16 protein-coding genes are annotated in these 20,481 nt (G+C 67.6%); 10 read left to right on the top strand and 6 right to left on the bottom strand.

Features of this window, described 5'->3' with window-relative positions; translation table 11 throughout:
* Positions 1-54: 54 nt before the first annotated feature.
* Genes paaK through paaI form a run of 3 tightly spaced genes read right to left on the bottom strand, consistent with a single transcriptional unit; the run spans position 55 to position 3,014 of the window.
* On the bottom strand, positions 55-1,374 hold the full coding sequence (paaK, locus tag AB0M15_RS31925; RefSeq protein ID WP_363826358.1) for a phenylacetate--CoA ligase PaaK: 1,320 nt from the start codon (positions 1,372-1,374) through the stop codon (positions 55-57).
* Positions 1,375-1,386: 12 nt separating this feature from the next.
* Complete coding sequence (gene pcaF, locus AB0M15_RS31920) at positions 1,387-2,592, bottom strand: 3-oxoadipyl-CoA thiolase (RefSeq protein ID WP_363826355.1); 1,206 nt, start codon at positions 2,590-2,592, stop codon at positions 1,387-1,389.
* Positions 2,589-3,014, bottom strand: a complete 426-nt coding sequence (paaI, locus tag AB0M15_RS31915; protein ID WP_363826352.1) for a hydroxyphenylacetyl-CoA thioesterase PaaI — start codon at positions 3,012-3,014, stop codon at positions 2,589-2,591. Before paaI ends, pcaF begins: the two co-directional genes overlap by 4 nt.
* 74 nt (positions 3,015-3,088) lie before the next feature.
* Between paaI and paaN the strand changes: the two genes are divergently transcribed.
* The 3 genes from paaN to AB0M15_RS31900 are packed head-to-tail and all read left to right on the top strand — an operon-like array spanning position 3,089 to position 6,655.
* Positions 3,089-4,759 carry a phenylacetic acid degradation protein PaaN gene (gene paaN, locus AB0M15_RS31910; RefSeq protein WP_363826349.1) on the top strand — a complete coding sequence of 557 codons (1,671 nt, stop codon included), beginning with the start codon at positions 3,089-3,091 and terminating at the stop codon, positions 4,757-4,759.
* On the top strand, positions 4,752-6,140 hold the full coding sequence (locus AB0M15_RS31905) for a serine hydrolase domain-containing protein (RefSeq protein ID WP_363826346.1): 1,389 nt from the start codon (positions 4,752-4,754) through the stop codon (positions 6,138-6,140). Before paaN ends, AB0M15_RS31905 begins: the two co-directional genes overlap by 8 nt.
* Entirely contained in the window at positions 6,137-6,655 is a 519-nt protein-coding gene (locus AB0M15_RS31900) for a flavin reductase family protein (protein WP_363826343.1), read from the top strand. The genes AB0M15_RS31905 and AB0M15_RS31900 overlap by 4 nt, the downstream gene beginning before the upstream one ends.
* Here AB0M15_RS31900 and AB0M15_RS31895 read toward each other — a convergent pair.
* The gene (locus AB0M15_RS31895) at positions 6,652-10,011 is read right to left on the bottom strand and encodes a glycosyl hydrolase (RefSeq protein ID WP_363826340.1); all 3,360 of its coding nucleotides are present in this window, start codon (positions 10,009-10,011) and stop codon (positions 6,652-6,654) included. The genes AB0M15_RS31900 and AB0M15_RS31895 overlap by 4 nt on opposite strands.
* Before the next feature lie 86 nt (positions 10,012-10,097).
* Between AB0M15_RS31895 and AB0M15_RS31890 the strand changes: the two genes are divergently transcribed.
* The 6 genes from AB0M15_RS31890 (at position 10,098) to rox (ending at position 17,822) form a co-directional block, all read left to right on the top strand.
* Entirely contained in the window at positions 10,098-11,129 is a 1,032-nt protein-coding gene (locus AB0M15_RS31890) for a zinc-dependent alcohol dehydrogenase family protein (RefSeq protein WP_363826336.1), read from the top strand.
* A 197-nt stretch (positions 11,130-11,326) separates the two neighbouring features.
* Positions 11,327-12,610 (top strand): ABC transporter substrate-binding protein, encoded by a 1,284-nt coding sequence (locus AB0M15_RS31885; RefSeq protein ID WP_363826333.1) that lies wholly within the window; start codon positions 11,327-11,329, stop codon positions 12,608-12,610.
* Positions 12,611-12,680: 70 nt separating this feature from the next.
* Positions 12,681-13,580 carry a sugar ABC transporter permease gene (locus AB0M15_RS31880; RefSeq protein WP_363826330.1) on the top strand — a complete coding sequence of 300 codons (900 nt, stop codon included), beginning with the start codon at positions 12,681-12,683 and terminating at the stop codon, positions 13,578-13,580.
* The gene (locus AB0M15_RS31875; RefSeq protein ID WP_328330888.1) at positions 13,577-14,482 is read left to right on the top strand and encodes a carbohydrate ABC transporter permease; all 906 of its coding nucleotides are present in this window, start codon (positions 13,577-13,579) and stop codon (positions 14,480-14,482) included. The genes AB0M15_RS31880 and AB0M15_RS31875 overlap by 4 nt, the downstream gene beginning before the upstream one ends.
* A 141-nt stretch (positions 14,483-14,623) precedes the next feature.
* A complete protein-coding gene (locus AB0M15_RS31870) occupies positions 14,624-16,267 on the top strand; it encodes a hypothetical protein (protein WP_363826326.1) in 1,644 nt (547 codons plus the stop codon).
* Between the two features lie 88 nt (positions 16,268-16,355).
* Positions 16,356-17,822, top strand: a complete 1,467-nt coding sequence (gene rox, locus AB0M15_RS31865; RefSeq protein ID WP_363826323.1) for a rifampin monooxygenase — start codon at positions 16,356-16,358, stop codon at positions 17,820-17,822.
* Here rox and AB0M15_RS31860 read toward each other — a convergent pair.
* Positions 17,813-18,376: a hypothetical protein gene (locus tag AB0M15_RS31860; RefSeq protein ID WP_363826320.1), complete on the bottom strand. Its 564-nt coding sequence runs from the start codon at positions 18,374-18,376 to the stop codon at positions 17,813-17,815. The genes rox and AB0M15_RS31860 overlap by 10 nt on opposite strands.
* 82 nt (positions 18,377-18,458) lie before the next feature.
* On the opposite strand from AB0M15_RS31860, the gene AB0M15_RS31855 reads away from it, so the two are divergent.
* Positions 18,459-20,237 (top strand): NHL domain-containing thioredoxin family protein, encoded by a 1,779-nt coding sequence (locus tag AB0M15_RS31855; RefSeq protein ID WP_363826317.1) that lies wholly within the window; start codon positions 18,459-18,461, stop codon positions 20,235-20,237.
* Here AB0M15_RS31855 and AB0M15_RS31850 read toward each other — a convergent pair.
* The gene (locus tag AB0M15_RS31850; protein ID WP_363826314.1) at positions 20,227-20,475 is read right to left on the bottom strand and encodes a DUF6458 family protein; all 249 of its coding nucleotides are present in this window, start codon (positions 20,473-20,475) and stop codon (positions 20,227-20,229) included. The two genes, AB0M15_RS31855 and AB0M15_RS31850, sit on opposite strands and share 11 nt — an antisense overlap.
* Between the last annotated feature and the right edge of the window lie 6 nt (positions 20,476-20,481).

Below are 20,481 nucleotides of genomic sequence, written 5' to 3'. Positions count from 1 at the left end.
AATTTGCGTGGCTGACCAATCGGTCAGAGGCTGGATCGCCCGCTCAGGGTTGATTTAGCGCGGGCGGTCGTCGCGGATGCGCTTGGCTTTGCCGAGGGAGCGTTCCAGGGCGTGGGGTGGGAGCACCTCGACGGCTGCGGTGACGCCGACTCGGTCTTTTACTCGGCGGGAGAGGGTTGCGGCGGCTATGGCGTACGCGGAGGTCGGTAGGTCTGGTGCGGCTTCTACCTGGACGGTTAGTTCGTCGAGGCGGTTGGGGCGGGTCAGGATGCAGAGGTAGTGCGGGGTCAGGCCCTCGACCAGCAGGAGTTGTTCCTCGATCTGGGTGGGGAAGACGTTGACGCCGCGGACGATCATCATGTCGTCGGTACGGCCGGCGATCTTCTCCATCCGGCGCATGCCGGGGCGTGCGGTGCCGGGGAGCAGGCGGGTCAGGTCGCGGGTGCGATACCGGAGTACCGGGAAGGCTTGTTTGGTGAGGGTGGTGAAGACCAGCTCGCCGACCTCGCCGTCGGGCAGGGTCTCGCCGGTGATCGGGTCGATGATCTCGGGGTAGAAGTGGTCCTCCCAGATGTGCAGGCCGTCCTTGGTCTCGACGCACTCCTGCGCGACGCCCGGCCCCATCACCTCCGACAGGCCGTAGATGTCGACCGCGTGCATCCCGGTCTTGTTCTCCACCTCGGTGCGCATCTGCTCGGTCCACGGCTCCGCGCCGAAGATGCCGACCTTGAGCGAGGTCTCCCGCGGATCCATGCCCCGGGCAACCATCTCGTCGATGATGGAGAGGAAGTACGACGGGGTCACCATGATGATCCGGGCGCCGAAGTCGCGGATCAGGTCGACCTGCCGCTCGGTCATCCCGCCCGAGATCGGTACGACCGTGCAGCCCAGCCGCTCGGCGCCGTAGTGGGCGCCGAGGCCGCCGGTGAAGAGGCCGTACCCATAGGCGACATGGCAGACGTCGCCGGCCCGTCCACCGGCCGCACGGATCGAGCGGGCGATCAGGTTCGCCCAGTTGTCGATGTCGTCGCGGGTGTAGCCGACGACGGTCGGGCGGCCGGTCGTACCGGAGGAAGCGTGCACGCGGACGACCTCTTCGCGCGGCACCGCGAACATGCCGAACGGGTAGTTGTCGCGCAGGTCCTGCTTGCCGGTGAAGGGCAGCCGGGACAGATCGGAGAAGTCCTGCAGGTCGTCGGGTTTGAAGCCGACGCCGTCCAGCGCCGCCCGGTAGTGCGGGACGTTCTCGTACGCCGCCCGCACGGTGGTCTGCAGGCCGGCCAGCTGCCGCGACCTCAGCTCGTCGACGCCGAGCTTCTCGCCGTCGTCGAGCAGGTCGGCCGAGGGCGCTTCACCGAGGAATCGTTCAGTCATTCAACAGGCCTCTCAAGGGCGGGCCAGCAGGGTCGCGATGCCCTGGCCGACTCCGATGCACATGGTGGAGAGCGCGTACCCGGCGTCGCGGTGGCGAAGCTCGAGGGCTGCGGTGAGGGCGAGGCGCGCGCCGGACATGCCCAGGGGGTGACCCAGGGCGATGGCGCCGCCGTTCGGATTCACGTGCTCTGCGTCGTCGGGCAGCCCGAGCTCACGCAGTACTGCGAGGGACTGGGCCGCGAACGCCTCGTTGAGTTCGATCACACCCAGGTCGGACAGTCCGATGCCGGCCTTCGCGAGTACCTTGCGAGTTGCCGGGACCGGGCCGATGCCCATGATCCGCGGCGGTACGCCGGCCGCGGCGGTACCGACGATGCGGGCCAGCGGGGTGACGCCGAGCCGCTCGACCGCCTCGCCACTCATCACCAGCAGCGCGGCGGCGCCGTCGTTGACGCCGGAGGCGTTGCCGGCGGTGACCGTACCGGGGTCACGGAACGGAGTCTTCAAGCCGGCCAGGGCTTCCAGCGACGTCTCGCGCGGGTGCTCGTCGACATCGACGACCGTCACCGCGCCGCGCTTGCCGGGCACCTCGACGGCGACGATCTCCTCAGCGAGGCGGCCGTTGGCGATCGCCTTGGCCGCCCGCTGCTGACTGCGGTAGGCGAAGAGGTCTTGGTCCTCACGGGAGATGGAGAAGTCGGCGGCGACGTTCTCTGCCGTCTCCGGCATCGAGTCGATCCCGTACTGCTTCTTCAGCACCGGATTGACGAACCGCCAGCCGATCGTGGTGTCGAAGATCTCGGCCTGCCGGGAGAAGGCCGTCGTCGCCTTGGGCATCACGAACGGCGCTCGCGACATCGACTCGACGCCACCGGCCAGCACGATCTCGTTGTCACCGGCAACGATCGACCGGGCGGCCGCGGCGACCGCGTCCAGCCCGGAACCGCAGAGCCGGTTGATCGTCGAGCCCGGCACGCTGTCCGGCAGTCCGGCCAGCAGCAACGCCATCCGCGCGACGTTGCGGTTGTCCTCGCCGGCCTGGTTCGCGCAGCCGAGGAAGACGTCGTCGATCGTCGTGGGGTCGAGGGCGGTGTGGCGGGCCAGCAGGCTCTTGATCGCGTGCGCGGCGAGGTCGTCGGGGCGGACGGTCGCCAGTGCACCGGCGTACCGGCCGATCGGGGTTCGGACGCCGTCCACCAGGTAGGCCACGCGGGTCATGAATCCTCCTTGACGATGGTGCCGCTCAGTTGACGACTCCGGCCGCGGAACTCGGCGATCACATCGTCACCGCGCCGGACCGTCACGTCGTAGATCCCGTTCTTGCCGTACTGCGTCCGCTCCCGCGCCTCGGCGACCAGCACGTCACCGCGCTGGGCGGGGGCGATGAAGACGATGTCGCACGCCTGGGCCACTGTCACCAGGTTGCGGGAGTTGCAGGCGAAAGCGAAGGCCGAGTCGGCCAGCGTGAAGATGAAGCCGCCGTGGGCGATGCCGTGGCCGTTCACCATGTCGTCGCGAACCGTCATCGCGAGTTCGGCCGTACCGTCGGCGACGGCGATCAGTCGGATGCCGAGGCCCGCACTGGCGGAGTCGTCGGCCCACATGGCGGCCGCGACCCGGCTTGCTAGCTCATTGCCCATTCGGTCCACCCAGCGGTAGGGAGTGGTTGTGACACTCTAGCCCCGATCTGGTCATGGACTGTAACATCACTGTCATGACTACTGACTGGCTGGCTTCCCACCGTGAACGGCTCGACGGCGCGCTCACCGCGATCCGCAGTCGTGGCTACTACTCCGCCTTCCCGGAGTCGCCGAGTCCGCGGGTTTACGGCGAGACGGCGGCCGAGGACGGCAAGGCGGCGTTCGAGGCGCACCGCGGTACTACGTATGCGCTCGAGACCCCAGGCGCGTCGGGGACGGTCAGTAGTGAGGAGTCGCCGTACGGCGTCGCCGTGGATGTCCAGTACCCGCGAACCGTCGAGAACGGCCTGGACGAGCTGCTCGCGGCTGCCCAAAAGGGCCTGACCGACTGGCGAAAGGGCGGGATCGACGGCCGCGTCGGCGTCACCCTGGAGATCCTCGACCGGCTGCACAAGCGGGTCTTCGAGCTGGCCAATGCGGTCCAGCACACCAGTGGTCAGGCGTTCGTGATGGCCTTCCAGGCCGGTGGCGCGCACGCGCTGGACCGGGCGCTGGAGGCGATCGCCTACGCGTACGAGGAGATGAGCCGGTATCCGGCGACCGCGATCTGGGAGAAGCCGGCCAAGGGCGACCCGATCCGGCTGGAGAAGAACTTCACCGTCACCGGCCGCGGCGTCGCGCTGGTGATCGGGTGCAACACCTTCCCGACCTGGAACTCCTGGCCAGGCCTGTTCGCCTCGCTCGTCACCGGCAACGCCGTCATCGTCAAGCCGCACCCGCTGGCCGTCCTGCCGCTTGCGATCACCGTCGAGGTGGCCCGCGAGGTGCTCGCCGAGGCCGGCTACGACCCGAACCTGGTCACCCTGGCCGCCGAGCGCCCCGGCGACGGCCTGGCCAAGCCGCTCGCGCTGCGCCCCGAGGTCAAGCTGATCGACTTCACCGGTGGTACCGAGTTCGGCGACTGGCTGGAGCAGAACGCGACCCAGGCCGAGGTCTTCACCGAGAAGGCCGGTGTCAACGCGGTCATCATCGACTCGACCGACTCGTTCAAGGCGCTGTGCAACAACCTCGCCTTCACGCTGTCGCTGTACTCCGGCCAGATGTGCACCACCACCCAGAATCTGTTCGTCCCCGCCGACGGCATCGAGACCGACGAGGGCCACAAGACCTTCGACGAGGTCGGCGCCGGCATCGCGAACTCGATCAGCAAGCTGCTCGGCGACGACGCCCGCGCGGTCGAGCTGCTCGGCGGCATCGTGAACCAGGCCGTCGTCAACCGGCTCGAGCTCGCCCCGGAGTACGGCGACGTCGTGCTGGAGTCCCGCGCGATCACGCACCCGGCGTACGCCGACGCGGTCGTCCGCACGCCGTTGCTGGTCGCGCTGGACGCCAAGAACGAGGACGTCTTCGGCCGCGAGTGCTTCGGGCCGGTGTCCTTCCTGGTCCGCACCAGCGGTACCGCCGAATCGATCGCGTTGTTCCGCCAGACGGTCGGCGACGGCGGCGCGATGACGGCCGGCGTCTACTCCACCGACGCGTCCGTGCTCGACGAGGTCCGCGAGACCGCCCTCGACGTCGGTGTCGCGTTGTCGGAGAACCTGACCGGCCAGGTCTTCGTCAATCAATCGGCTGCTTTCAGCGATTTCCACGGCACCGGTGCGAACCCGGCCGCTAACGCCACGTACACGGACGGCGCCTACGTTGCGAGTCGCTTCCGCGTCATTCAGTCTAGGCGTCATGCCTGATGCGCAGAATCTGAAAGAAGCCCTTTCGTACTTCGACAGCTGGCTGGCGTTCAGTCAGCGTTTTCAGCGCATACCCGGGGTCCAGGCAGCTGTCTTCGCCGATGACGCGATCACGTTCTCGGCGGCGTACGGATCGGCCGACGTCGAGCAGGGCGTCGCGCTGACCGAGCAGCACCTGTTCCGGATCGCGTCGCACTCCAAGTCGTTCACCGCGACCGCCTTGCTCCAGCTGGCCGAGCAGGGCAAGGTCCGGCTGGACGACAAGGTCGCGATGTACGTCACCGAGATCGTCGACACCCCGTTGGGCGAGCGCGCGATCCGGGAGTTGCTCAGCCACGCGGCCGGCGTGACCAGGGACAGCGACAGCGCGGACTTCTGGCAACTCGGCGCACCGTTCCCGGACCGCGAGCACCTGCTGCAGGTGCTCCAGGACCCCAGCGCCGCCGTACTGGCCGACAGCGAGCGCTTCAAGTACTCCAACATCGGCTACGGCCTGCTCGGTCTGGTGGTCGAAGCAGCGTCCGGTACGCCGTACAACACCTACGTGCAGACCGAGATCGTCGACAAGCTCGGCCTGGCCGGACTCGGGCCGGAGCTCGACCCGGCCCGCAGCAACGAGTACGCCACGGGGTACAGCGGGCTGGCCTATGCCGACAGCCGGGTGCCGATCGATCACGTCGACACCCGGGCGCTCGCCTCGGCGACCGGCTTCTTCGGCAACGCGCGCGACCTGGTGTCCTTCTGGTCGGCCCACCTCGACGGAGATGTCCGGCTGCTCACCGACGACTCGAAGCGGAAGATGCAGCACGCGGCCTGGAAGACCTCGGACAAGGACTGGCCGCAGTACGGGCTCGGGCTGCAGATCTCCAAGGTGGGCGAGCGGCAGATCTTCGGGCACAGCGGCGGCTACCCGGGACACATCACCCGGTCGTTCGTCGACGCCGAGCGCCGGCTGGTCGTTTCGGTGCTGACGAATGCGATCGACGGTCCGGCGACGCAGTTGGCCGAGGGGCTGCTCAAGCTCGTCGACCTGGCCGAGTCGAAGCCGCGCGCGGAAGAGGCGGGGTTGGACCGTTTCACCGGGCGGTTCGCCAATCTGTGGGGTGTTTTCGACATCGCGCTGCTCGGCGGCCGGCTCTATGTGCTCGATCCGGCCACGCTCGACCCGACCGCCGAACCGACGACGCTCGAACCGGCCGGCGACGACGCTCTCCGGGTGGTCGGCGGCTCCGGCTACCAGGCGGTCGGCGAGACCTACCGGTACACCTTCACCGCGACTGGCTCGGTCGAGTCGGTGCGCGATTCCAGCGGCCTCCTCGCCCACCCGATCGAGGGCTTCACGCTGCCTGATCGTGTGGTGGTGAGTAGCGTTCAGGCATGACCATTCACGGGGATCATCCGTTCCTGCCACCGGAGTCGGAACGGAGCCCGGTACGCCGCTTGCGCGGCCGGCTGCCGTCGCCGGTCGGGTTGTGGACGACCGCCCATGAGGGAAAGCGGGCCGGCCTGACCGTCTCGTCGATGCTCGTCGCGGACGGCGAGCCCGGCTACGTGATCGGCCTGATCGACCCGGACTCAGACCTCTGGGAAACGTTGCACAAGGCAAGAACAGCCGTCGTCAGCCTGCTCGGCGGCGGACATCAGCGGCTGGCGGACGCCTTCGGATACGTCGCGCCGGCGCCGGGCGGGCCGTTCCGGATGATCGAATGGACCGAGACAGAATGGGGGCCGGCGCCTGTCGGGGTGAGCACCTGGGCGGGTTGCCGACTCGTCACGCCGGACCCGCCCGAGGTCGGGTGGGCCTTGCAGGTCCAGCTGGAGATCGTGCAGGTCGAGCTGACGGAGGACGAGCTTCCCGCTCTCGTCCACCGCCGCGGTCGGTACACGACCTTCTAGCTCAGCTCCACCTGCACCTCCAGGTCGGGTTGCAGCTGCACGGGGCCGAGCAGCCCGGACAGGATCGACTGTCCGTGGCTGTTGGCCCCCGTGTTGGTCACTTTCACGACGATGGTGTTGGCACCGGAGCGGAGTGCGGAGGTCACATCGAACCGGTAGGGCGCCCACAGGCCGGCGGGCAGCGCCTTTCCGTTGACCGAGACCTCCGCCACCTCGTGGACCACGCCGAGGTCGAGCGTCCACCCTCGCCCTGCGACGCCGTCGAGCGTGAAGGTCTTCTGATAGACCCCCGTACCGGAGAACCCGGGCTCGAGTGCGGTCCACGAGCCGAGCGGACGGCGTACGGTCCCCGCCCCTGCTCGATCGAAGTGGAACTCCCAGTCACCGTCTAGCGGGATGGCGGTGAGTGGGGCCTGCACAGTCGTCGACCCCCGGACGACACTGCGCCCGTCGGTCGCGGCGACGCTGACCAGCCCCGGAGCGGTAACCCGGACGGTCGCTCGCTTGACGTGCCCGCTGAACTCGACAGCCTCCACCGGAGCCGACGCCGAGATCGCATGCGGCTGCTCCTTGCCCTTGCCGAAGACCACGAGAACCGCGGCCTTGGGCTCCAGCGTCAACGGGATCTCCGTCTGCTTGCCTCGCCGCTGCCAGACCATCGCCCGCCCTGCCTGCCCGGTGTCGGCATCCCACACGCCGGGCACTCCGTCGGCCGGGAAAGTGCCGGTCACGCTGACCCGCTCGGCCCGCTCGTTGACCAGCAGGAAGGCCTCCGAGTCCTCGTCCTCCAACCGGAGCACCCGAACCTCGGCCACCGCCGGAACGAGCGCTACCGCGGCCCGTCCTTCCGCCACAGCCACTGCGGCAGCTTCTACTGCCGTACCAACGCGCACAGCCCGCCCCGCGGCGGCGAGCTCCGACCAAGCCGTGGCGAGCGCACTGTCCGCCCCGCCTGCCTCCCGCTTCGCCCATTCGCCGACGACGACAACCGACCCGCCCTGCCGCACCAGCGCCGTGAGTGTACGAACGGTGCCCAGGGCAATGACCGGCGCCGCCGGCACCACCACTGTCCGGTACCGCTGCTTCCCGACCACCAGCGCACCGTTCCGCGCCCGGCCGTGCGCCACCAGGGCGGGATCGTTGCTCAGCGCCCCTTCATCGACGAGGTCGAAGTCGACCTGACGATCCTCCAGTGCATGCACCGCCGCGACGAACGCGTCATCCAGCGGCCGGGCCTCAGCCGTCCCCTGCACGTTCTCGACCGCGCGCTGAGGCTGCAGCAACGCGGTCTGCGCGACCGCCTTGGCCCGGCCCGCCTCCATCACCCGCCCGATCCACAGGTTCAGCGGCGCCGACAACGGATACCAGGGGTTCACCCGCTGGAACGGCGGCGGATAGAAAATCGTCTGCTCATCACTGAACATCGCGTGCAGCAAGGTCTTGTTCACCCCGCGCACCGCGAACGAGCCGATCGCCTCACGGACCTGCCCCGGCGTGATCGTCCACCCCGCCGCGCCCATCGCCTCCAGGTAGACGCGCTCCTTGCCGAGCTGATGCGCTGTGCTCGCCGGCCATCGCGGCAAGGTCCGGTAGAACCCCTGCTGATAGTGGTCGGCGATCAGATCGGTCCCCGGAATCTGCGCCCATTGGTTGGTGGTGTTCAGGTTCCCGCTGCTCTTCAGCTGCTCGGCGGGTCCCCACTCGTCCCACAGTGGGTTGGAGATGAACGCGACCCCACGCTTGTCCATCCACTGCCCCTGCTGCTTGTAGTACGTAGCCGCGTAGCGGTTGGAGACAGCTCGCCAGTACACCCCGCTCAGTCGCTGACCCGCAGCGCCGAGATCGTTGTGCATCGCGGTCAACGCGACTGCCGGCGTGGTGCCGAGCCGGGCCAGCTCGCCAGTGAGGGAGGCTGACCACGGTACGGCGTTGAAGTGTGCGGACGCCGAGGCGAGGAACGGCTCGTCGTCGGCGAAGCCGCGTAGTACGCGGCCTGCAGCCCAGGGGAAACGCCGTAGATACTCGCCCGGCACGATGTCGAGGAACAGCCCGACCGCCTCGTCGTCGAGCAGATCGAGGTAGTACTGCCGAAAGCCACCGTCGTCGACGAGCGCTCGGCTGGTGAACACCTCCACCTGCCAGCGGCCCGCGGGCGCGTCCCAACTCTCGCCCGACTGCGCGATCGAGGTGAGATCGCGGACGGCCGAGACGTCCTGCGATCCCTCCGGCCGGGCGGCAACCGCGATCAGCGGACCAGGGAATCCAGCGGGCAGATCGAAGGCATCAAGGGCCGCCACCGAAGCGAACTCCTCGTCGTACCGGCCCGCGACGGTCAAGCGATCCCAACTCGAGAGCTGCGTAGCCGTCGCCCGTACGCCGATCCGCCCCCGGCTCCACGTGTTGTCGACGACCTCAGGGCGCGCAACCCCGTCGACCGACGCGGTGATCCGATCGCCACGCACCTGAACCGCCAGTGTGTGGTCGACCGCCGGATCGAAGCCAGGCAAGGGATTCCCGCCGCTGAGCAAGCTGAACGCTCCGCCCGACTGACGCCAGATGTCGAGCCGGCCGTCGGAGCCGAGATCCGCGAGATAGCCAGTGGATTCGTCCAGGCAACGGAACATCAAGCCCGCCGTCGCCCGCTCGACCCGGACCTTCGCCGTGATCTCGTAGTCCTGCCAATCGGCCCCCGCGCGGAGCAGGGTGATGCCGTCGCGCATGCTCGCGTCGACGATGAGCCGGCCGTCCCGCACCTCCAGGCCACGGCTCAGCTGGTCGAGCTGGACCGGACCACCGCCGTCGACCGTCGCCCGGCCGCGCTGAACGCCGTGCAACCGCAGTTCGGGGCGTGGGGGGTAGACCCGGTCGCCGACCTGGCCGCCCTTGACCACGAACCCGCCGGCCCGGCCGCTTGGAAAGAAGTCGTCGTTGAACAGCCAGACGTGCATGCCGCGCCGCTCGGCTTCGCGCAAGGTGTACTCGATCAGCGTGAACCAGTCCTCGCTGAAGAACAGTGGCCGCAGGGCATCGGTCTCGAAGGGGAAGACCAGCACCTCCTCGACCCCCTGCGCCCGGAGTTCGGCCAGCTGGGAGTCGACCAGCGCCGTCGTCACCGGGCCGTTCCAGAACCAGAGCACCATCGGGCGGCTGTCGGCCGGTGGGTTCGTGAACCGCGCCGCGTCGATCGTGCGGGAGGGGCGGCCCGCCGGGGCCGCCTGCGCATCCAGGGTCGGCAGGGACGCGGCCGCGGCGGCGGCTGCCGCGATGGCGAGCACGGCTCGCCGGGTCAGTGGGAGGCTCCCGGACGTGGTCAGAATGCCGGGGAGTGCTGGGACGGGGTGCTCGCCGGAGTCCATCTGAAGATCCTGGGTCGCCGCCCGGAGCCGGGGCAACGAAGACGACCGGTTCTGGCCAGCCGGCGGGTGGTGCTTAAAGTGAGGACATGCGAGCTACGACGATCCACGCGCCGTTCGACATCCGACTGAGCGACGTGCCGGACCCCGTGATCGAGAAGCCGACGGACGCTGTGGTCAAGATCGTCGCCGGCTGTATCTGTGGGTCGGATCTGTGGCCTTATCGGGGCGAGAACAAGATCACCCCCGGCAGCCGGATCGGGCACGAGTATGTCGGGATCGTGCAGGAGGTCGGCGCTGACGTGCGGGCAGTGCGGCCTGGTGACTTCGTTGTCACCCCATTCGTGGCCAGCGACGGGACCTGTCCGAACTGTTTGGCCGGGATGCAGTCGGCCTGTCAGAACCTGGTCGGGATCGGCAGTGACCAGGCCGATGGGGGTCAGGGTGAGTTCGCTAAGGTGCCGTGGGCGGATGGCACGCTGGTGGCGACTCCCGGCGTACCAGATGATGCACTGGTCCCATCGTTGCTTACGTTGTCGGACGTGATGGGGACCGGCTGGCACGCGGCTCGGTCGGCCCGGGTGAAGGCCGGCGACACCGTGGTCGTGGTGGGTGACGGAGCGGTCGGGCTGTGCGGCGTACTGGCTGCTTCCCGGATGGGCGCTGAGCGGGTGGTAGCGCTTTCCCGGCATGAGTCGCGGCAGGAGATCGCGCGGCAGTTCGGTGCGACGCACATCATCGCCGAGCGTGGGGAAGAGGCGAAGGCCGCGGTGCTGGAGCTGACCGCAGGCGTGGGAGCGGACGCGGTGCTCGAATGCGTCGGTACGGACCAGTCGTTCAGTACCGCGTTCGACGTGGCCAGGCCGGGTGCGACGGTCGGGTTCGTTGGCGTACCGCACGGTGTCGAACTGCCGCTGCGGCGGATGTTCCGGACCAATGTCGGGCTGGCCGGCGGGATGGCTCCGGCGCGTCAGTACCTGCCGGAGCTGATGGCGGACGTACTGTCAGGAGCGATAAATCCAGGGCTGGTCTTCGATCGGGAGTTGCCGCTGGAAGATGTGGCCGAGGGCTACAAGTTGATGCATGAGCGACGGGCGATCAAGGTGTTGCTCAGGCCGTAGCGCGCAGTACCACTGCTCATACTGGCCTTACAAGAGCGCTTTGTACGCGCTCTCACACCAGGTGTGCACGAGGGATCACGTCTGCGCAACGCGCTTGCGCGGAGCGTTGACACCCGACCGGCCCCGGCCCAGAGTTGGGGCCGTCGAGGGGGCATTCGTTGTCAAACAGCTCCCTGAGCTGATCGGAGAGTGAAAAGATGCGTGGTGGTTGGAGCAAGACCCTCGCGGTGGTGGGTGCCGTGGGTCTTCTCGCGGTCAGTGCCTGCGGGAACAGCGACGACTCGGGTAGTAGCGGTGGGGACGCGGCGGCCAACAAGGACGTGACCGTCTTCACCTGGTGGGCAGACGGTGGCGAGAAGGCCGGGCTCGACGGATTGGTCTCGGTGTTCAACACCGAGTGCAAGGACTACAAGTTCGTCAACTCCGCCGTCGCCGGTGGCGCGGGCTCGAACGCCAAGCAGGTGCTGGCGAACGACCTGCAGGCCAAGAAGCCGCCGTCGACCTTCCAGGCGCACGCCGGCGCCGAGCTGGGCGACTACATCAAGAACGCCCAGGTCGACGACGTCAGCGACCTCTACAAGGAGTTCGGTCTCGACAAGGCGTTCCCGCAGACCCTGCTGGACAACCTGACCGTCGACGGCAAGATCTACTCGGTGCCGGCCAACGTGCACCGCGCCAACGTCGTCTGGGCCAGCCCGGCGGTACTGAAGAAGGCGAACATCGACGCCACCAAGGCGCCGGCCTCGGTCGACGCCTGGATCGCCGACATGGAGAAGCTGAAGGCGGCCGGGGTCAAGGCTCCGCTGGCCACCTCCAAGGGCTTCGCCGAAGAGATGGTGATGGAGGCCGTGCTGCTGGCCGAGCTCGGTCCGGAGAAGTTCACCGGGCTGTGGAACGGCAAGACCGACATGGCCGGCGCCGACGTCACCGCCGCGCTGGAGAAGTTCAAGAAGGTGCTGTCGTTCTCGAACGCGGACCGCGAGGCGATCGACTGGCCGGACGCGCTGCAGTACGTGAACAAGGGCCAGTCGGCCTACACGCTGATGGGCGACTGGGTCGCCGCGCAGCAGCTGTCCGACAAGGTGCCGGACACGACGTACACCTACTGGCCGTCGCCCGGAACCTCGGCCGACTTCCAGTTCCTCGCCGACTCCTTCACCCTGCCGACCGGTGGTCAGGACCCCGAAGGCGCGAAGTGCTGGCTGAAGACCGTCGGTAGCGCCGAGGGCCAGAAGGCCTTCAACACCAAGAAGGGCTCGATCCCGGCCCGCTCGGACGCGTCGCCGGCCGACTACCCGAAGTACCAGCAGTCCGCGATGGCTGACTGGAAGTCGAAGACCATCGTGCCGTCCTGCGCGCACGGTGCCGCCTGCACGCTGGGCCAGAACGACAGCATCCTGTCGGCGATGGGTCAGTTCAGCAGCGGTCTGGACGTCGGTGTGCTGCAGAAGGCGCTGGTCGCCGCAGCCAAGACGAGCTGACCGAGCGGTGCAGTCCTCGCCGAACCTGACTGATCTCGACCTGACCGTTTTCGACCGGGAGTCCTGAGTCATGCACGGAAGAATCCGCACCTGGGGGCCAGGAGCGCTGGTGCTGCTGCCCACGGTGCTGTTGCTCGGGTACTTCGTCTACGGGCTGATCGCCTGGACCTTCAACACCTCGTTGACGGACAAGCACAACGCCCGGCCGGTCCCGACCAAACACGTCGGGTTCGAGAACTACGTCAACCTGTTCGGTGAGGACCGGTTCCTCAACTCGCTGAAGAACCTCGGCGTGCTCACGGTGGCGTTCATCGTGGGCACGCTGATCTTCGGCCTGCTCTGGGCGCTGCTGCTGGAGAAGGGCGTCACCGGAGAGGGCATCTTCCGGTCGGTCTTCCTGTTCCCGATGGCGATCTCGATGATCGCCTCCGGCGTCGTCTGGGGCTGGTTGCTGAACCCCTCGACCGGTGATGACGCGCGCGGCCTGAACCGGCTGTTCGACATCCTGCACCTGAACTTCCTGGAGAATCCCTGGTGGACCGCGGGGAACCGGTGGACCACGATGGCGTCCATCGCGTTACCCGCCGTCTGGCAGCTGTCCGGCTACATCATGGCGCTGTTCCTGGCCGGCTTCCGGGGCATCCCGGCCGAGCTGCGCGAGGCGGCCCGGGTGGACGGCGCCAGTGAGTTCAAGCTCTACCGGTACGTACTGTTCCCGCAGCTGTCCCCGATCGCGCTGTCCGCGCTGATCATCCTGGGCCACATGTCGCTGAAGCTGTTCGACCTGATCTACGCGATCACCGGGCCGAACCAGTTCCGCACCGAGGTGCCCTCGGTCTACATGTGGAACACCTTGCTCCGCAGCGACATGGCGAAGGCGGCCGCGATAGCGATTGTGCTGCTCGCCGTCGTCGCAGTCCTGGTTATCCCGTATGTCGCCTACACCGTTCGGCAGGAGAACGAAGAATGACCGTCGTGGATGCGTCCGCCGCCACCGGCAAGGCGGCCGCGGCGATCAGCAAGAAGCCGCAGCGCAGTACGATCGCCGACGGCTCGACCCGCAAAAGCAGGACCGTTCGCTACATCCTGCTGCTCCTGTTCCTGCTCTTCGTCCTGACGCCGGTGTACGTCGTGATCATCACCAGCTTCAAGACCTCCAGCGACACCACCGCCGCCGCGCAGTGGTCGCTGCCGGAGACCTGGACGATCGAGCCGTGGCGCAAGGCCTGGGACGTCCTGCAGCCGTACATGGTCCGCTCGCTCTCGCTGGCTGTCCCGGCCGCGATCATCGCGTCGCTGATCGGCTCGGCGAACGGGTTCGTGCTGGCCCGCTGGCGGTTCCCCGGCGCGAACCTGGTGTTCGCGTTCATCCTGTTCGGCATGTTCATCCCGTACCAGGCCGTGATGCTGCCGTTGCGGCAGACCTACCAGGACCTGGACGTCACCCGGGGTATCCCGACGCTGCTGATCACGCACGTCATCTACGGCATCCCGATCTGCACGCTGATCTTCCGCAACTACTACGCGACGGTGATCCCGACCGAGATCATCGAGTCGGCGCGGGTCGACGGCGCGGGCCTGATCCAGACCTACATCCGGATCATCCTGCCGGTCTCGATCTCCGGCTTCGTGGTCACGCTGATCTGGCAGTTCACCTCGGTGTGGAACGACTTCCTGTTCGCGCTCTTCCTGACCCAGCAGAACAACGGCCCGGTCACTCTCGGCCTGGCGGCGCTCGCCGGTGGGCAGAAGGTCGACTACGCGGCCAGCATGGCGGGTGCGCTGATCACGTCGTTCCCGACGCTGCTGGTCTACATCCTGCTCGGCCGCTGGTTCATCGGCGGCCTGATGGCGGGTGCGCTGAAGGGCTGATTCGTCCGCGGCCCGTGTCTTCGGTACTTCGTACCGGAGACACGGGCCGTAGGTGTCTCATGACGGCGTGTCGATAACGTTGTCCACAGGACGCGCGCACCGGCCTGCGGCGGATGGTCGGTCGGCGGTAATCTCGCCAGAGTGACAAAGTCACGAGGCCGGGACGGACGCGGCAGCCATTTGCGGCTGGTCGACTCCAGTTCAGGCCCGACCCCAGGGCAGCCGCCGGCGGGTGTCGTGGGGACAGACCTCGACACCACGCCGAGCGTCGCCGTGCTGGACACCCTCCAGGAGACGTTGCTGCTCGACCTGGCGGCTGCTCCGCCTGCTCTCCATCCGGTCATCGCGGAGGCGTCGGTCGCGCGGTCTGCGGCGCTGCTGGCCGACCAGCTGTGGCCTGCCGGGCAGCCTGATGAGATCGGTGAGGTCGAGCGGTTCTTCTGGGCGGACGCTGCCCGCGTGCTGGGGGAACGCCGCGACGCGGATTCCTTTGTGTTGTTGACGAGTCTGGCTCGAACCGTTGGGCCGGCCGGGCGGCTTCCGTTGCAGCGGGCTCACTTGTCGCGGGGGCGTACGCAGTACGACGTGCCGGACTGGGTGGCGCGGATCGCGGGCTTCCGGTTGACGAGTGCGATCGTGTCGGAGGATGTGACGGGCGACGGGCTGAGCGTCGTACTGGACTATGACGACGAGCAGCATCCGCACACGGTGGTTGTGTTCGTGGACAACAACCTGGGCGCGATCGCGAAGGATGTGTTCGTCGGTCCGCCGGTGGATCGGGTGGTCGAGGCGTACCAGCGCGGTGGGCGGGTGACCGTGCGGACGGTGCGGCCGGCGACGGCTGCGGGGATCATTCTGCAGGCGTTGGGGGAGACGCACGACTCCGACGATCCGCCGGTGACGGAGGACTTCGAGTTCTTCTCCGGGTTGCTGGTAAATCGGCTGACCCAGTTGCCGGAGCGACCGGTGCGACCGCCGGTGCGGGCGCAGCTGTCCGGGCGGCAACGGGACCAGCTGGTGGACGAGTTCCTCGAATCGCCTTTTGCTGTAGGGCTGCCGGATGATGCGGCCGATATCGCGCGACTGTGGATCGACCACGCCGTGGATCGCACGGTGGGTGGGCCGCTGCGGGTGAGCGCAGTACTGGTGGAGCTCTTCCTGTCCCACTGGCTGCCGCGCAAGGTGCTTGCCGACAGCACCTACTTCGCTGCCGTCCCTCTGGTGGTCAAGGCCTGGCTGGCTTTCGCAGGTGAGCGCACTTCGCTCGAGGTGGACGCCATCGAAGAAGCCGTAGACGCAGTAGACGTCTGGCGTCCAGCCCTGGAAGCGGCGGCCCTCACCGACCCGATCCGCCCCCTGTCCGGCGAACGAGTCTTCCTGGACGACACCAGCGCCGACCTGGAAGAGGCCTACCGAACCCTCGCCGGCCTAGGCGCCCCTCCCCGCCCCGACCTCCGCGGCCTGGACAAATCCCAGGCGGCCACCCTCTCAGTCCTAGCCCCCCACGCCTGGCTCCTAGCCGGCGAAACCCTAGGCACCAGCTACGCCGCCGAAGCCTTCGACATCGCCGACCGCCTGGTCCGAGAAGCCCCCGACCTCCTAACCAAGGCCCGCCTCTCCACCTGGCCCCGAGCCATCGTCTGGCTCCAAGCCCACCGCCACCGCCTGGTAGGCCCCGGCGAACCCCTAACCCCGCTAGCCCTAGCCACCGAACTCTCCTCCTCACCCCCCACCCTCCGCAAAACCGCCAAACTCCTCACCGACACCCTCATCCTCCCCCGCTGACCCGAGCCGGCCCGGACGATCGATGGGTGCAGGGGATGGCGGGAAAGCGTTGGACGGGGGATGGGCGGGCTTGTAGGTTGCCGGGCAAATGGCTACCTCTGAGCAGTTTGCTGCTGGGTCGGCGTCGGGTGAGTTCGACGTGGTTGTTGTTGGGTGTGGGCCTGCGGGGGCTGTGTTGGCTGGTGAGTTGCGGCTGCATGGGGTGCGGGTGGTTGTGGTGGAGAAGGAAATCGAGCCGGTTTCGTTTGTTCGGGTGGTTGGATTGCATGTTCGCTCGCTTGAGTTGATGGCGATGCGGGGGTTGCTGGAGCGCTTGCTCGAGCGAGGGAGGCGGCGGGCGGCGGGTGGGTTTTTTGCTGCTATCGACAAGCCTGCGCCGGTGGGGCTGGATACGGCGCATGGGTATTTGCTGGGGATTCCGCAGCCGGTTGTTGTTCAGGTGCTTGAGGAGCATGCGGTTGGGGTGGGGGCGGAAGTACGGCGCGGGTGTGCGGTGGTTGGGTTCGAGCAGGATGACGATGGGGTGAGTGTGGAGCTGGCCGGTGGGGAGCGGCTGCGGGCTCGGTATCTGGTGGGGTGTGATGGGGCGCGGAGTACGGTGCGGAAGGTGCTCGGGGTGGGGTTTCCGGGGGTGGCCTCGCGGAACGAGACGTTGATGGGGGAGCTGGAAGTGGGGGCGTCGGCGGAGGAGATCGCCGGCAGGATGGCTGAGGTTCGCGAGACCTACAAGACTTTCAATATTGCCGGGCCTTACGGCGGTGGGATTTATCGGGTGGTGGTGCCGGCTAGGGGAGTCAGCAAGGAGGCGCCGAGCCTTGACGATTTCAAGGAGCAGTTGAAGGCCATCGCGGGGACGGATTTCGGGGTGCATTCGCCGCGGTGGTTGTCGCGGTTCGGGGATGCGACTCGGTTGGCTGAGCGGTATCGGGTGGGGCGGGTGTTGCTGGCGGGTGATGCGGCGCATATTCATCCGCCTACGGGTGGGCAGGGGCTCAATCTGGGGGTTCAGGATGCGTTCAACCTCGGGTGGAAGTTGGCCGCGGAGGTTCAGGGGTGGGCGCCGGAGGGCTTGCTGGATACGTATGAGGCAGAGCGTCATCCGGTTGCGGCCGACGTGCTCGACAACACTCGCGCTCAGATGGAATTGCTGTCGCCTGAGCCTGGTCCGCAAGCTGTGCGCAGGTTGCTCACCGAGCTGATGGACTTCGATGAAGTGAATCGCTACCTGATCGAGAAGATCACCGCGATCGACATCCGCTACGACTTCGGTGAAGGCGCCGACCTGGTCGGCCGGCGGCTGCGGGATCTCGAGCTGAAACAAGGCCGTCTGTACGACTTGCTGCATCAAGGCCGTGGGTTGCTACTGGACCGTACCGGGCAGCTCACAGTCGGTGCCTGGTCGGACCGGATCGACTACCTCGCGGACCCCACCGCGCCACTGGACACTCCAGGTGTCCTGCTCCGGCCCGATGGCCACGTGGCTTGGATCGGTGACGATCAGCAGGATCTGGACGCCCACCTCGCCCGTTGGTTCGGCCGGGAGTGTCAGGAGTAGGTGATGGGGGTGTGGTGGCGGCGGGAGTGTTGGGCTGCGCGGAGGTAGAGGGCGACGTAGAAGGATGCGTCCAGGTCGTTGGCCCACTGGCCCGGGTGGGTGGCGGCGAGGGCTTTCGCGGGGCCGTCCAGGAACCAGCCGGTGAGCTCCAGGTTGTGCGGCTCGGAGGGGACCTCGGAGGGGAGAGCGATGGCGCCGGCCAGCTTCTCGGCGATTGCCTGTACCTGCGGGGCTCCCGCGATCGTGGTCGACTCGGAGTACTGGGTCTCGATCGGTAGGTGGATCTGTTTCTCCAGGGACACCGGGATCAGAAGCGTCCAGTCACACAGCATCGCGAATTCCTGGGTCGAGAGGTGCTGTCCACCGAGGCGGCTGAAGCTGTCCATGGGAGGAACCAGCTTCTCCTCGAAGGTGGTTGCCGCCGGCCCGGGCCGGTACGCCGGCAAGCCCAGCCGCTCGAGCTCGGCGTTCAGGGCCGTGGCAGTCTCGGCCAACCCGTCCTCGCTGTCATCGAACCAGTCCTCGGCGCCGACGCTGAAGAGATACATGCCCACGGCCGCAAACTACCGCGTAGCGGGGTGACCGGTCCGTGGGCCCTGGGGCGAGGCCGGTTGGGTCCGGGCGGACAATGGGCGTATGCATGTGCGCGCGCCGGAACTCAAGGGTCGGGGATGGTTGAACACCGGGGGACGGGAGCTGAAGCTCGCGGACTTCCGGGGGCGGTTCTTGCTCCTCGACTTCTGGACCTTTTGCTGCATCAACTGTCTTCATGTGCTGGATGAGTTGCGGCCGTTGGAGGAGAAGTACGGGGATGCGTTGGTGATTGTGGGGGTGCATTCGCCGAAGTTCGCGCATGAGGGGGAAGAAGCGGCGGTCAAGGCTGCGGTGGAGCGGTATGAGGTCGGGCATCCGGTGCTGGACGATCCGGAGTTGGTGACCTGGGAGAACTACACGGCGCGGGCCTGGCCGACGCTGGTGTTGGTGGATCCCAACGGGTACATCGTGGCGCAGTACTCCGGTGAGGGGCATGAGCACGCGTTGGATGCTCAGCTGGCGGAGTTGATTGCTGAGCATGAGAAGGCGGGGACGCTGACTCGGGGGAAGTCGCCGTATGTGGCGCCGGTGGCCGAGGCTGGGGATCTGCGGTTTCCGGCGAAGGTCGTTGCCTTGGGCGACGGGTTCTTGGTGGCGGACGCGGGGAACCACAGTGTTGTCGAGTTGGCGGCTGACGCGACTACCGTGGTCAGGAGGTTCGGCACGGGGAAGCGTGGGTTCGCGGATGGCACTCAGGCTGCGTTCTCCGAGCCCAACGGGGTAGCGGTTCTGCCGGATGATGTTGCCGCGAAGGTCGGGTACGACGTGGTGGTGGCCGACACCGTCAACCATGCGCTGCGGGGGATCAACCTCGACACCGGCGAAGTGAGCACCTTGGTTGGTACCGGCAAGCAGTGGATGGACGGCGACGGGACCGGGGTGCTGAGTTCGCCGTGGGATGTCGCGTGGTGGCAGGGCAAGGTGTGGATCGCGATGGCCGGCGTTCACCAGCTGTGGACGTACGACCCGTTCAGCAAGACCACCGAGGTGGCGGCGGGTACCACCAACGAAGGGCTGCGGGACGGGGCGCTGGAGCAGGCGTGGTTTGCGCAGACTTCGGGGCTCGCAGCCGATGGCGACAAGCTCTGGTTGGCTGACTCGGAGATCTCGGCACTGCGGTGGATCGATACCGAGGTGCACACGGCTGTCGGGACCGGGCTGTTCGACTTCGGGTTGCGGGACGGCAAGGCCGAGGAGGCGCTGCTGCAGCACCCGCTCGGCGTGACGGTGCTGCCCGACGGCTCCATCGCCATCTCCGACACCTACAACGGCGCCGTACGCCGGTACGCCCCCACCACCGGCCTGGTGGAAACCATGGCCACCGGACTCGCCGAGCCCAGCGGTGCCGTTGTCGCGGGCAACGATCTCCTCGTCGTCGAGTCCGCGGCCCACCGGCTGACCCGAATCCCCCTCGGCGCCTCGGCGAAGGCGGACGAGTTCAGCACCCGCACCCAGCGCCCGCCGATGGAGATCGCGGCCGGAGAGGTCACCCTCGACGTGGTGTTCACCCCGCCGCCGGGCCAGAAGCTCGACGACCGCTACGGCCCGTCGACCCGGCTGCTCGTCTCGTCGACGCCCGAGGCGTTGCTCAAGGAAGGCGCGGGCGACTCCACCGACCTGACGCGCAGGCTGGTCATCGACGAGCGAGTCGGCGACGGTGTGCTGCACGTCGCAGTACAGGCTGCCTCTTGCGATGACTCAGAAGCGGTCGAGTTCCCGGCCTGTCACATGCATCGGCAGGACTGGGGCGTGCCGGTAAGAGTCACCGCCGATGGCAGTGCCCGGCTGGAGCTGATCCTCTCGGGAGCGACTACTCCTTGATGTCGCGGTGGTGCTCCTCGACTACCCGGTACTCCTCTTCGATCGCTGGGTCGAGCGCGTCGGTCGGGACGCGACGGCGCCGGTTCGTGATGTAGAAGGAGAGCACGATGCCCGCCAGCCCGGCGAGCATCAGAATGTAGCCGACCGCAGTCAGGTTCACGGCGTTCCACGAATCGCGGACGGCGAACGAGAGGATCGCGCCGACCACCATCAGGAAGATCCCCACACCGATGCTCATGTCGAG

The sequence above is a fragment of the Kribbella sp. NPDC051718 genome (assembly GCF_040681515.1).
In the GTDB taxonomy this organism is placed as follows: Bacteria; Actinomycetota; Actinomycetes; order Propionibacteriales; family Kribbellaceae; genus Kribbella.
This window is presented reverse-complemented; position numbering and strand designations above follow the sequence as displayed.

Bases quoted from the DNA above. Each gene is read 5' to 3' on its own strand.
- paaK (WP_363826358.1), bottom strand. From the start codon at position 1,374: ATGACTGAACGATTCCTCGGTGAAGCGCCCTCGGCCGACCTGCTCGAC.
- pcaF (WP_363826355.1), bottom strand. From the start codon at position 2,592: ATGACCCGCGTGGCCTACCTGGTGGACGGCGTCCGAACCCCGATCGGC.
- paaI (WP_363826352.1), bottom strand. From the start codon at position 3,014: ATGGGCAATGAGCTAGCAAGCCGGGTCGCGGCCGCCATGTGGGCCGAC.
- paaN (WP_363826349.1), top strand. From the start codon at position 3,089: ATGACTACTGACTGGCTGGCTTCCCACCGTGAACGGCTCGACGGCGCG.
- AB0M15_RS31905 (WP_363826346.1), top strand. From the start codon at position 4,752: ATGCCTGATGCGCAGAATCTGAAAGAAGCCCTTTCGTACTTCGACAGC.
- AB0M15_RS31900 (WP_363826343.1), top strand. From the start codon at position 6,137: ATGACCATTCACGGGGATCATCCGTTCCTGCCACCGGAGTCGGAACGG.
- AB0M15_RS31895 (WP_363826340.1), bottom strand. From the start codon at position 10,011: ATGGACTCCGGCGAGCACCCCGTCCCAGCACTCCCCGGCATTCTGACC.
- AB0M15_RS31890 (WP_363826336.1), top strand. From the start codon at position 10,098: ATGCGAGCTACGACGATCCACGCGCCGTTCGACATCCGACTGAGCGAC.
- AB0M15_RS31885 (WP_363826333.1), top strand. From the start codon at position 11,327: ATGCGTGGTGGTTGGAGCAAGACCCTCGCGGTGGTGGGTGCCGTGGGT.
- AB0M15_RS31880 (WP_363826330.1), top strand. From the start codon at position 12,681: ATGCACGGAAGAATCCGCACCTGGGGGCCAGGAGCGCTGGTGCTGCTG.
- AB0M15_RS31875 (WP_328330888.1), top strand. From the start codon at position 13,577: ATGACCGTCGTGGATGCGTCCGCCGCCACCGGCAAGGCGGCCGCGGCG.
- rox (WP_363826323.1), top strand. From the start codon at position 16,356: ATGGCTACCTCTGAGCAGTTTGCTGCTGGGTCGGCGTCGGGTGAGTTC.
- AB0M15_RS31855 (WP_363826317.1), top strand. From the start codon at position 18,459: ATGCATGTGCGCGCGCCGGAACTCAAGGGTCGGGGATGGTTGAACACC.
- AB0M15_RS31850 (WP_363826314.1), bottom strand. From the start codon at position 20,475: ATGAGCATCGGTGTGGGGATCTTCCTGATGGTGGTCGGCGCGATCCTC.